Origin of the sequence: Streptococcus raffinosi (genome assembly GCF_030284685.1) — a bacterium.
GTDB lineage: Bacteria > Bacillota > Bacilli > Lactobacillales > Streptococcaceae > Streptococcus > Streptococcus raffinosi.
Genome location: NZ_JASUZV010000019.1, coordinates 1 through 12211, shown reverse-complemented (window position 1 = coordinate 12211; position 12211 = coordinate 1). Strand labels below are relative to the sequence as shown.

Annotated in this window: 10 protein-coding genes and 1 pseudogene; 2 read left to right on the top strand and 9 right to left on the bottom strand. The window is 39.3% G+C overall.

The genetic code is table 11. From position 1 onward, the window contains the following. Positions 1-100: 100 nt before the first annotated feature. From QRD39_RS09945 to tig, 8 genes are all read right to left on the bottom strand, one after another. A complete protein-coding gene (locus QRD39_RS09945; protein WP_285956386.1) occupies positions 101-2641 on the bottom strand; it encodes a bifunctional 2',3'-cyclic-nucleotide 2'-phosphodiesterase/3'-nucleotidase in 2541 nt (846 codons plus the stop codon). A 167-nt stretch (positions 2642-2808) separates the two neighbouring features. Further along, positions 2809-3552 carry a 16S rRNA (uracil(1498)-N(3))-methyltransferase gene (locus tag QRD39_RS09940; RefSeq protein ID WP_285956385.1) on the bottom strand — a complete coding sequence of 248 codons (744 nt, stop codon included), beginning with the start codon at positions 3550-3552 and terminating at the stop codon, positions 2809-2811. Continuing rightward, positions 3553-4506 (bottom strand): 50S ribosomal protein L11 methyltransferase, encoded by a 954-nt coding sequence (gene prmA / locus QRD39_RS09935; protein ID WP_285956384.1) that lies wholly within the window; start codon positions 4504-4506, stop codon positions 3553-3555. Continuing rightward, complete coding sequence (locus tag QRD39_RS09930) at positions 4485-4952, bottom strand: NUDIX domain-containing protein (RefSeq protein WP_285956383.1); 468 nt, start codon at positions 4950-4952, stop codon at positions 4485-4487. The genes prmA and QRD39_RS09930 overlap by 22 nt, the downstream gene beginning before the upstream one ends. A gap of 15 nt (positions 4953-4967) precedes the next feature. Then, positions 4968-5438, bottom strand: a complete 471-nt coding sequence (locus tag QRD39_RS09925) for a DUF3013 family protein (protein WP_285956382.1) — start codon at positions 5436-5438, stop codon at positions 4968-4970. Between the two features lie 94 nt (positions 5439-5532). Beyond that, positions 5533-7137 (bottom strand): CTP synthase, encoded by a 1605-nt coding sequence (gene pyrG, locus QRD39_RS09920; protein ID WP_285956381.1) that lies wholly within the window; start codon positions 7135-7137, stop codon positions 5533-5535. Positions 7138-7387: 250 nt separating this feature from the next. Next, complete coding sequence (rpoE, locus tag QRD39_RS09915; RefSeq protein ID WP_008535687.1) at positions 7388-7963, bottom strand: DNA-directed RNA polymerase subunit delta; 576 nt, start codon at positions 7961-7963, stop codon at positions 7388-7390. 158 nt (positions 7964-8121) lie between these two features. Then, positions 8122-9405, bottom strand: coding sequence for a trigger factor (gene tig / locus QRD39_RS09910; RefSeq protein WP_285956380.1), 1284 nt, complete (start codon positions 9403-9405; stop codon positions 8122-8124). 140 nt (positions 9406-9545) lie between these two features. On the opposite strand from tig, the gene QRD39_RS09905 reads away from it, so the two are divergent. Then, positions 9546-10388 (top strand): mechanosensitive ion channel family protein, encoded by an 843-nt coding sequence (locus QRD39_RS09905; RefSeq protein WP_143567667.1) that lies wholly within the window; start codon positions 9546-9548, stop codon positions 10386-10388. A 245-nt stretch (positions 10389-10633) separates the two neighbouring features. Here the strand turns inward: QRD39_RS09905 and QRD39_RS09900 are convergent, their stop codons facing one another. Further along, a complete protein-coding gene (locus QRD39_RS09900; RefSeq protein WP_008535683.1) occupies positions 10634-11131 on the bottom strand; it encodes a sigma-70 RNA polymerase sigma factor region 4 domain-containing protein in 498 nt (165 codons plus the stop codon). A 449-nt stretch (positions 11132-11580) separates the two neighbouring features. Here QRD39_RS09900 and QRD39_RS09895 point away from each other — a divergent pair. Then, a pseudogene (locus QRD39_RS09895) lies at positions 11581-12211 on the top strand (ISL3-like element IS1193 family transposase); the annotation flags it as partial.

Sequence of the window (12211 nt, the reverse complement as noted above, 5' to 3'; positions counted from 1 at the left end):
CAGACTGCTTAACCCAAAGCAACCTGGTTCCTCACATTTTATTTATTTCAATTGTCTACTTGACACGGTACGTATCACTGATAGGGGCTTTTTATCTTGCTTAATTTTTCTCTTGCTTTTTGATTCCAAAGAATCCAGCCAAGGTCAAAAGAACCATTCCAGCTAAAGTTGCTGACACAGATTCGTCTGAATTCGTGTTTGGCAAGCTCTTGGCTGAGCTTGAAGGTTGAGTTTCTTGCACTTGAGCTTGAGGTAAGATAACGATTTGAGCGTTTGACAATTGGATAGCTGAAGCAGGTTTAGCCATGCTAGCAACTGCAGTAGCATTTGGTTTCACATGCTTAGTGTGGTCTGCCATCTCAACATCTTTTGGTGACTTCTCAGATTCTTTCTTAGTCGTATCCTCAACTTGATTTGCCTTTTCCTTAACAACCAAACGGTACTCTGCAAATCCTGCCTGTGTTGATGGTCCTACATAACTAATGGCATCCTGCCCAGCAAGATGAGCACGCGCATTGTCAGAAGAGGCAAAACGGATGTCTGCATTGGTAATATTAGGAACGAAACTCCAATTTCCATCGGCACTCGGATTGATCGTTTTCTCGCTGACGATATAGTCAATGATGGCCTGACGATTTTCAAGATTGAGGAGACGTTTTTCTGCAGCATCCTTAACACCAGGGAAATTACCAGTCGCACGGTAGTTGTTAGTCACCACAAGGAAAGTCTGATTCAAATCAATGGGTTTACCTTGATAAGCCAAGTCACGAACACGACTAGCGTCTGGGTTAACCAACTTACCTTCACGATCATATTTGTTAGGTTGTGTCAAATCAAACTTGTAAGTCAACCCATCAATCACATCGTAATTATATGAGCGATAACTACTGTTAATAAGTTGTTGTGGTTCTTTGCTGTTAGGATCAATTTGATTGAACTGTCCCGCAGACATTTCCAACCATTCTTTAATTTGTGCTCCAGTCACTTTGAGTAGGGCTGTAACATTATCGTAGAGGTAGAGGTCTGCGACATTCTTAATGGCCAATGGCCCCGCTGGAATATCAGTATAGTAGGTCGCATCCCCACGAGTCCCTGCCTTGAAAGGTGCCGCTGCTGAGAGAAGTGGAAGGTTTTCATCTGCTGTTCCCGCCACTTGTTTTTTAGCATACCATAGTTGTGCATTATTAACGATCTGAATAGATGGATCGTCCTGAACCTGAGCAAAGTAGCTAGTGATTGGTGCAGTGGTCTCACCAACTTCTTTACGGACATAGTTGATTGTCCCATTATGGTCATGAGCAGCCATGTCAATTAAGTCCTTGTCCGCAACATCTGACTTAGTGTCAATCTTTTCAAGCTTGGCCTTACTGTTGACAACTTTCCATTTACCATTCGTATAAGTCAACTTGACATCCATGATTCCGAGATGATCTCCGAACTTACCAGCCATAACCACAGGTTTTCCATTGATGAGACCATTAACATCATCTACACCAGGATATTTAGCATAAAAACTTGTGCCATCTCCATTTGGAAAATCTGCATGAGAATGTCCTGTCGCAACAGCATCAACGCCTTCAATACCAGCAATTTGGTAACCTTCATTTTCCTCGTTCTTAGTGTATTCATTGTCACCAATACCAGAGTGAGCTGCGACCAGAATATAGTCAGCTCCTGCAGCTTTCATTTGAGGAACAATTGTCTTAACAGCCTCCATTGGATCATCAACGGTTACCTTACCTTCAAGATTGGCCTTATCCCAAACCAAAATCTGTGTTGGAAGGACACCCGTAATACCGATTTTTAGTGTTACCTGTTTGCCGTCCGTATCAGTAAAGGTCTTGTTAACAATCTTATAAGGATTGTAATAGTAGTCACCTGTCTTAGCATCACGCACATTGGCATTGATAATATTAATCTTAGCAGTCCTAACCATACGGTTCAAAAATTCGAGGCCATAGTTAAACTCGTGATTTCCAAGCGTTTCGGCATCATACCCAAGCATCTCAAAAGCCTTATACATAGGGTGAGTCTCGCCTTGAGCAACAGGATCAATCAAAGCCTTATAAGTTCCAAAAGGAGTTCCTTGAATCGTATCACCACTGTCCACCAAGACCGTATTGGGATTGGTTTCACGGGCTTTTTTGATAAGGACAGCAGTTTTAGACAGACCAACGGTTTGAGACGGCTTATCTTGATAATAATCATAGTTAACCAAGTTAGTATGAAGGTCTGTTGTTGACAAAATCTGCATATCAACGGTTTGTCCCTCATGAGCAGGCTCTGTAACAGGTTCAGCCTGTACTAGTACTGCTGGTGTCACCTGGTTAGCATTGGTCAAAACAGCATTGGCTTCTTGACTTGCTTGGGACGTTGAAGTATTAGCTGATGGCTCTGCAGACGCATTTGCCGCTACTGGTGTTGGGGTAGCAGATACAGTCTCTGCTCCTCCTTGAACAGCTGTCTCCGAAGTTCCTTGTCCTGATACAACAGAAGTCCCGCTATCTGTCACACTTTCAGTTGAAGTAGTTGCTACTGATGTATTTGCTTCATCAGCATGCCCTAGGACTTGTGGCACAGTCAAGAGGGCAAAAAGGCCCAAAACCACAGCGGATTGAGTCACATAACGATTCGTTTTCATTAAAAATCTTCCCCTTTTATAAAGATAATACAATTATATTAAACCTAAATAAGATTATCAACCTTTTTAGAAATTACAAAGTCTATGTCAAAATGAACAGCCGGGAGTAAGTCTCAGATTAAAAGTGTCCAAGACTAAAAAAAAGTTGGAACAAGCCCAACTTTCTCTTATTGATTCAATTCTAAAGCGTAACTCACACTGCTCAAAGCATAGAGAGGAGCTGTTTCCGTCCGCATAATACGTGGTCCAAGGCCAATCTTAACGCCACCAGCCTCTTCAAAGGCGTTAATCTCAGACGGAGAAATACCGCCTTCTGGTCCAAAGATAAAGAGAATTTTCTGTCCATGTTCCACCTGAGCCAATTCACGAGCTAGAGTAGCCAACTCGCCAGCTTTAGCGGTTTCCTCATAGGCGATAAAAATCTTATCAAAATTAGCTAATTCTGATAGAAATTCCCCCTTTTTCTCGAACAACCTGACCTCAGGAACACGATTACGTTTGGATTGTTCTGCAGCTCCTAGAGCAATCTTGGCAAGCTTATCTTCCTTCTTGGCAAGCTTCTTACCATCCCACTTAACCACAGACCAGTCCGCAGGGAAAGCCCAGATAGCCTGTGCTCCAAGCTCCGTTGCCTTTTGTGTCACCAGCTCTAGCTTATCTCCCTTTGGAAAACCAGAGGCAATGGTCACTGAAACAGGCATTTCAACATTGTCATTTAGCTCTTCAATCACTTCAAAGACATGATTCTCACAGTCAGTCACATGAGCAAGGCGCTTAACACCATCTTCAAAAACCAAGACCACCTGATCACCCTCTGTTAAACGCATAACGTTAAACATATGCTTCACAGTATCCTTGTCTTTGATAGTTACTGGATTTTCAACCTGCCCCTTTATAAAATACTGTTGCATTTAGCCTCCAATCACACCTGAAATATCATCTGTCTTCTTGAAGACACAGGCATTCCACTCTCCCTGAACCATGTGAGTTTCCAGAAAGAAACCAGCCTTCTCAGCCGATTCACGCACCATATCCCATTTTTCAGAGATAATCCCTGACATAATCAAATAACCTTCGTCCTTAACCAAACGGTAGGCATCTTCCGTCAGATGAATGAGAATATCCGCCAAAATATTAGCCACGATAACATCAGCTTCTTGAGTCACACCCTTTAAAAGATCTCCCGTAGCAACGTGGATATTTTCCATACCAGGATTCATGTCGATATTTTCCTGAGCTACTCGAACCGCCACATCGTCTAGGTCATAGGCGTAGATCTCCTTGGCTCCAAGAAGAGAGCTAGCAATCGAGAGGACTCCCGAACCAGTTCCCACATCAATCACCGTCTCACCACCACGGAGCACCTGTTCAAGTGCAAAAAGACTCATCTTAGTCGTTGGGTGTGTTCCTGTTCCAAAGGCCATGCCAGGATCTAGTTTGATGATTTTTTCGCCTACTGATGCCTCATAGTCTGTCCATGACGGCACGATAGTCAGGTCATGGGTAATGCGAGCTGGTTCATAGTATTTTTTCCAATTCTCAGCCCAATCCTCTTCAACCAACTCTTGAGTAGCCAAGTGAATATCTCCCGTTTCAAGACCAAAATCCGTCAACTCAGCCAAACGCTCATTAACTTGCTTGGTAATGGCCTCGATATCTGCTGATTCCGGATAATAAGCCGTAATTTTAACCGTCTCTACCTGCTCAACCTCAGGATAAAGTTCCCCAAAACGGTCCGCATTTTCCAAATAATCAGCACTATCATCAATAGCCACACCTTGGCTCCCAGATTCAATTAAAATATTAGAAGCCGCCTCTTCGACCTCACGATTAACTTCAATCGTTAATTCCTGCCATTTGTCCATATATTATTTTCTTCCTTTTCTGATAAATAATCTTTAAAGCGTTCTTGCAACTGTGGAATGATTCCTTCTGCTTTTATAAAGTCCTCTATAGGCATCAATTTAAATTCTTGGCCTTCATCTCCAAAATCAATCTCCTGATACTGCTCCTGACTAATTTGAGCAACCACAAAAACAGCTGACCTGTCTTTATCCAACATACTAGGATAGATTCTCGACCAAATAATTGATTTCTCTTTCAAAATCAATCCAAGTTCCTCCCAGACTTCACGTCGAAGACACTCAAGAGGCGTTTCCAGGCATTCTCTTCCACCACCAGTCAATTCCCACATATTGGGCCAAGGAATAGCTGGTTTATTATCTCTGAGAATAACCAAAATACTTTGCTCTACGAGTAAGGCAGCCTTAACACCTGTGAAATCGAACTGATCTTTTAAATAAGCATCCATCCCTTTTCGCTCCCTTTAATACCTTGGATAAGCAAAAAACTCCTTCTCATTAAGTTGGGCTTTTCCTTTTTCGAAAGCATCTTTGTCCCAAACCAAACCGAATTCCTCAGGTCCATCATCAGATAGGAAATCCATCAAGTCACTCAATCCTTCTGTTGCCACCTCATTCAAGGTCTCCGCAAAATAGGACAAAAACTCACGAGATAGACCTTTCTTAGGTTCATATGGAATTGTCACTAGGTAGTCCTCCTCATCAAAACGTGATTTTGCTGGATTGTAAAAGAGCACGTAGTCTTCAAAAATAACATCCTCATCAGACAGTTCACCCTTGTCATCAATAGTCTCCACATTACTACTGTTTTGCGCTTCTAGGATGAAGGTTACTTCTACAGCGTGATTCTTTTTATCCCAGTCTATCGCAAAATCATAATCCAAATGCTTATCTAATTCTTCTTCTAATACTGACAAAAAGCCGAATTTAGCCATTTGTTTTCCTCGTTCTTTCTTATTATTCCCTTTATTTTAGCATAAAAGGAGCCAATAAAAAACAGAGTAGGCTATCCCACTCTGTTCTAGTTCGTTATTTAGCATTTTCAACCGCTGCTGTCACAAAGGCACTGTAAAGTTCTTCAGCATGGTTTGGACGGCTATGGTATTCTGGGTGGTATTGCGCTGCCACAAAGAATTTCTTGTCTGGGAGCTCTACCACTTCCATCAAACGATTATCTGGTGACACACCTGAGAATACAAAGCCCTCAGTCTCAAACTGTTCACGGAACTTAGTATTAAATTCATAACGGTGACGGTGACGACGTTGCACTACCTCTTGGTTTCCGTAAGCAGCAGCTGCCTTAGAACCTGGTTTCAACTTACATGGGTAAAGACCAAGACGAAGAGTTCCACCCATATCTTCAATATCAATTTGATCACGCATAATATCAATAATTGGGTATTTAGTTTCTGGGTCAAGTTCAGCCGAGTTAGCCCCATCCAAGTGAAGAACGTGACGAGCAAACTCAATACATGTCAATTGCATACCAAGACAGATGCCCAACATCGGTACATCGTTCTCACGAGCATAACGAATAGCTTGAATTTTGCCCTCAGTACCACGTTGGCCAAAACCACCAGGAACGATGATACCATCAGCATCAGCCAAACGAGAAGCAACATTTTCAGCAGTCAAATCATTAGCATTGACCCAGTCAATATCAATAGCAGTATCATTTGCCAAACCTGAGTGTTTAAGTGCCTCAACCACTGACAAGTAAGCATCGTGAAGCTCTACATACTTACCAACAAGAGCAATTTTCGTTGTCTTCTTAAGATTAAGCACCTTATCAACCATAGCAGACCATTCTGTCATATCTGCAGCTGGAGCATCCAGTTTCAAATGATCACAAACAATTTGATCCATCCCTTGAGCCTGCATATTAAGTGGCACTTGATAAATATGTTCTACATCTAACGATTCAATAACAGCCTCAGGTGCAACATCACAGAACTGAGCCAACTTATTTTTGATTCCTTGACCAACGGGTTGTTCTGTACGGATAACCAACATATTGGGTTGAATACCCAAACCACGCAATTCCTTAACAGAGTGTTGCGTTGGTTTTGTCTTCATTTCACCAGCAGCTTTCAAATATGGAAGAAGTGTTGTGTGGATATACATAACATTATCAGAACCCACATCAGCCTTCATTTGACGAAGAGCTTCAAGGAATGGAAGACTTTCAATATCACCAACCGTACCACCAACTTCAGTGATGATAACATCAGAATCAGTCGTTGTCGCTGCACGCTTAATCTTGTCTTTCAAAGCATCTGTAATATGCGGAATCACCTGAACAGTCGCACCAAGATACTCTCCTTTACGTTCTTTACGTAAAACTTCACTATAAATCTTACCAGTAGTCACATTAGAGTATTTATTAAGATTAATGTCGATAAAACGTTCGTAGTGACCAAGGTCAAGGTCAGTTTCAGCACCATCATCAGTGACATAAACTTCACCATGTTGGTAAGGACTCATCGTTCCTGGGTCAATATTGATATAAGGGTCAAATTTTTGAATGGTAACCTTAAGTCCACGATTCTTAAGCAAACGTCCAAGACTCGCAGCTACAATCCCTTTACCAATTGAAGATACTACACCACCAGTGACGAAAATATATTTTGTCATGTTAACTCCTTTAATATAATGTAAAACCATAAAAATAGCAGATTGATTACCGTATTCGATAATCGAGATAGTCCTTTACCAGTGTCCAACATGAGTACTATTTAGTAACTCAATATCAACAAAACCAGTAAATGACAAAAAACAAAAATGACCCCCTAGAGTTTTACTCTGGGAGTCTTGATCATGACCTCTTCAAAAGAGGTGCCCGATACATAGTCTAAACTATCCAAGACTATTTGTCAATGAAAAATTAATCATTTGACTCATCTTCATAGTCATCATCGTCATCTTCTTCAGACAGCTCAACATCATCTAAATCATCATCTGGAATAATTTCATTCAACTCAGAGTCATAAGATTCCACTTCGGCTTTCTCATCATCATCGTTATCATCATCGTATTCAAGACTATCAGAATTAGGTGTAAAGTTTTCATCTTCTGGGTCATCGTCATTGTAGTCAATGGCATCTTCATCACCATCCATGAAGGCATTAACTTTTTTATTCTTACGTTTTGGCGCATTTTCATCAGTATCTTCCAATGTGATGACTTCTTCATCAATTTCATCAATAGCGTACCATGAACGTAAGCCCCATTTGTTATCTCCTAGAGGAATGAAGCTCCCATCCGTATTCAAATCTGAATAAAAGAATGGCAAAGCTTTACGGATATCAGCATCCGATTTTTCTAAGTAATTTTGAATTTCATTGACCAAATCATTGAAATACATTTCATTATCACGACCACGTGTTTCTAAGATAGCACGGGCCACTTCAATCATTGATAATTCACTTTTTTCTTGTCCAGCAAATACGTCTAGTTCCAAAGTGGTTCTCCTTCATTCTTACTCAAGCTAATGTCGAAACAAAAATAGCTCGGCAATCAATTTTTCGCTACCCTCTATTTTACGCTAAAAAGAGTCAATAGTCAAAGCATTTATAGAAGAAAAAATCAAGTCTCAACAGAAACTTGATTTTAGTTCTATTATTTAACTTTTGCTGAGCTTGTGATAAGTTCAACAGCTTTTTTCATCGTAATATCATGTTTAAGCATCTCAGGTGAAAGAAGTGAAGAAACTTGTGATACTTCCATGTTGTATTCAGCTGCAAGATCGTTAATTTCTTTTTGAATTTCTTCTTCAGTAGCATCGAATCCTTCAGCAGCAGCAACAGCTTCAATAACAAGGTTAGTTTTCACACGTTTGTCAGCATCAGCTTCATATTGCTTGTGAAGATCTTCTTGAGTTGTTCCAGTGATTTGGAAGTACATTTCAGGAGAGATACCTTGACGTTGCATGTTACCCATGAATTCGTTCATAGCACGGTGAACTTCGTCTTCAACCATTTCAGCTGGCAATTCAACGATTTCAGCATTTTCAACAGCCAAATCAAGTGCAGCACCTTCAACAGCATCGTCAAATGCGATTTCTTTAGCTGCTTCAAGTTCTTTACGATATTTAGCTTTCAACTCATCAAGAGTTTCAACTTCGTCATCAAGGTCTTTAGCCAACTCATCATCAAGAGCAGGAACTTCTTTAGCTTTAACTTCGTTAACTTTAGTAACAAATACAGCATCTTTACCTGCAAGATTAGTAGCTTGATAGTCTTCTGGGAAAGTTACTTTAACTTCTACTTCATCACCAGCTTTTGAACCAACCAATTGGTCTTCGAAACCTGGGATAAATTGACCTGAACCAAGTTCAAGAGAGTGATTTTCACCTTTACCACCATCAAATTCAACGCCATCTACTGAACCAACAAAGTCGATAACAACAGTGTCACCATTTTCAGCTGCACCTTCTTTAACGACCAATTCAGCCAAGTTTTTACGTTCGTTTTCAAGCTTAGCATCAACATCTTCATCAGTAACTTCTTTAGAAACTTCAACTGAAACTTCAAGATCTTTATATGCACCAAGTTTTACTTCTGGTTTTGTAACAACTTCTGCAGTAAGTGTCCAATCTTGACCTTTTTCAATTGATTTGACATCAATTTTTGGTTGTGCAACAACATCAAGACCAAGTTCAGTAATCGCTGCTTCATAAGCCACTGGAAGAATTGCATTCAAAGCTTCATCATAAAGAGCTTCTTCACCAAATTTTTGGTTAAATACGGCACGAGGCATGTGTCCTTTACGGAAACCTGGTGCGTTCAAATTCTTTTTAACCTTGTTAAACGCTTGATCCAAAGCCGGTTGAATTTTATCTTGACCGATAGTAAATGTCACCACACCACGGTTAGTGGCTGTGTTTTCAAATGATACAGACATGTAGTCATTCTCCTTAAAATTTTATAGATACAGTTTAGTTTACCATATTTCAAAGCCTTTTAAAAGTTTTTTTCTCCAATTTAATCACAAGAACATCGTTACAAACTGCTTCTTTTCTCAAATTTTGATAAACTAGTGCTATGAATATTTTACAAAAGTATATCCAACAATTTAATTTCGAAGAAATCTTAATGGTACTTATTACCAAAGGAATCAAACTCCTTATTCTCCTCACTATATTCCTTCTCAGTAAAAAAATCATTGACTTTCTTTTTAAACATACTGTGGGACGATCTCTATCCTGGACTATTCAAACCCCTGCCCGACAAAAAACAATTGAGCGCCTGCTACACAATAGTATGAACTACGTGCTTTACTTTTTCCTTGTTTACTGGCTCCTCAGTATCCTTGGTGTCCCTGTATCTAGCCTCCTTGCAGGAGCAGGACTTGCTGGAGTTGCACTTGGTTTAGGCGCACAAGGCTTTTTATCAGATGTTGTTAACGGATTTTTCATATTATTGGAAAATCAATTTGAAGTGGGAGATTCAGTAGAAGTAGGAACTGTTACGGGTCGGATTTCAACTGTTGGTATCCGAACAACACAAATTCGAGGATTTGATGGAACGCTCCATTTCATACCCAATCGAAATATTACAATCGTATCCAACAAATCCCGAGGAGACATGAGAGCACAAATTGACATCCCAGTTTATATATCGACTGATATCAATAAAGTTATGAGTATCATAGAACAAGTTAATCAAGATAACATTGAAAAATATCCCGAAATCTGTGGAACTCCAAATGTTATTGGATTAATCACAACACCGTCAGGCCAATTAGTTTTTCGAGTTGACATTTTTACACAAAATGGACAACAGACCCATATCTACTCAGACTTCCTAAAACTTTACCAAGAAGCTCTGATAAAAGAAAAGATTGAGCTTCCAAAATTTTCTGGAAATTCCATAGCTGTAAAATAATTAAGATTCAATTACTCATCACAATAATCATCAACTGAAAAAACACCCAAAAATGAATGCACTGCACCCCCTATGTTAGATTTTATTCTATCTAACATAGGGGGTATTTAGTTATGAAATCAGCTTATTAAGATAGTATTTATCGTTATAAGCTAGGGGTTAAAAGCAATCATCTCAAACTTTGATCATTACTAAAAGTGAATAGATATCATAGAACAAGATAAAAAACGCTATAAAATCGAAAATTAATCCTCCTCATTGTAAGGATCAAAATCAACCATCCAAAATCTTAACTCTCTAATCATCTTCTTTCTTCCCCTAAAACATTCACCAGCCAACAATCGATCTAACTTAGCAGAATCTTCAGCAGAAAGCTGATTACGAAAAGCCTTAATTTGCTGATCATAAACGATTCGATCTACTGTATCTAATCCCTTATCTGGAAGACAAAAAGCGATATCTGAAATTTCTACATAACACTGCCTATTGATTTGACGCTTAACTGACTCCTGTCGTCTAACTTCATCATTCAGTCTATTTCTAAACTTCGTTTTAAAATAACGACGTAGCTTATCATCATCACCTTCTAATTCGGGAAATTTGTTTAAAAGTTGATAAAGAGTCATCATAGCTTCTTGCTCCATATCTGCTTGGTCCCAAAGTTGAATAAAGTATTGGCGAAAAGCTTTAAGGACAATCGGTCGTACAACCTCATATGCGTGAACAAAAACTTCTTGCTGCATAAAACCTCCAATAAAAATAAAATAATGTAATCTAATTAAATTACAAATCCATTATAAATGAAGTCAGCAAAATAAAATAGCGACATAAATGTCACTATAAAATTGAAAGAAAATCCAAAAAAACTTTAAACTTCCAAAGCTTAGATAACATTAAAAAAACTACTTTCAAGTAAAAAAGTGACTTGGTCTCCAAGCTGAAAACCTTTTCCTATTCAAGTCAACCGATATAGCAGAGCTAATTTTCATATTTCACCCGTAAAAAATCTTACTACTCAATAAAATTGAAGTGAACTACTAAAAAGTATGCGCTAAGATATTAATATCCTGTGACTCTATAATTTCTGTAGTGGGTAAAACCACTATAGAGATTATAGAGCTTTTTGAATGCAGACAAAAAGTCCCATAAGAACTATAATGAAAAGCAACCAAACCATCATTAGGAAGAACTTATGAGACTTATTAAGAATACCACAGAATTAATCGGAATTAAAGACCCAAACATCATTATTTCTCTTGTTTTTGAAAAAGATACCTACATCGAGGTTCAAGCAACACTCGATTACCCTGCACCACCATGCCCTCACTGCCAAGGAAAGATAATCAAATATGACTTTCAAAAGCCTTCTAAAATTCCTCTCCTTGAACAAGCTGGAACACCTACACTATTACGTCTTAAAAAGCGTCGTTTCCAGTGTAAAAGTTGTAGGAGAGTCACGGTAGCTAAGACATCAATCGTTGAGAAAAACTGCCAAATCTCCAATCTAGTCCAGCAAAAAGTTGCACAGCTCCTTACTGAAAAGGTGTCACTAACAGATATTGCCAGAAGACTTCGTGTATCAACGTCCACTGTCTATCGTAAGCTTGACCAGTTTACTTTCAAGGAGCATTATGACAAGCTCCCAGCTGTTATGTCTTGGGATGAGTTTGGGTTCAAGAAAGGTGAACTCGCTTTTGTGGCGCAAAACTATGAGACCAACAAACTCATAACCATCCTTGATAATCGCCGTCAAACCACTATTCGAAACCACTTTTTGAAGTATCCATTGAAGGTTCGCCAAAAAGTGCAGTTTATTACAATGG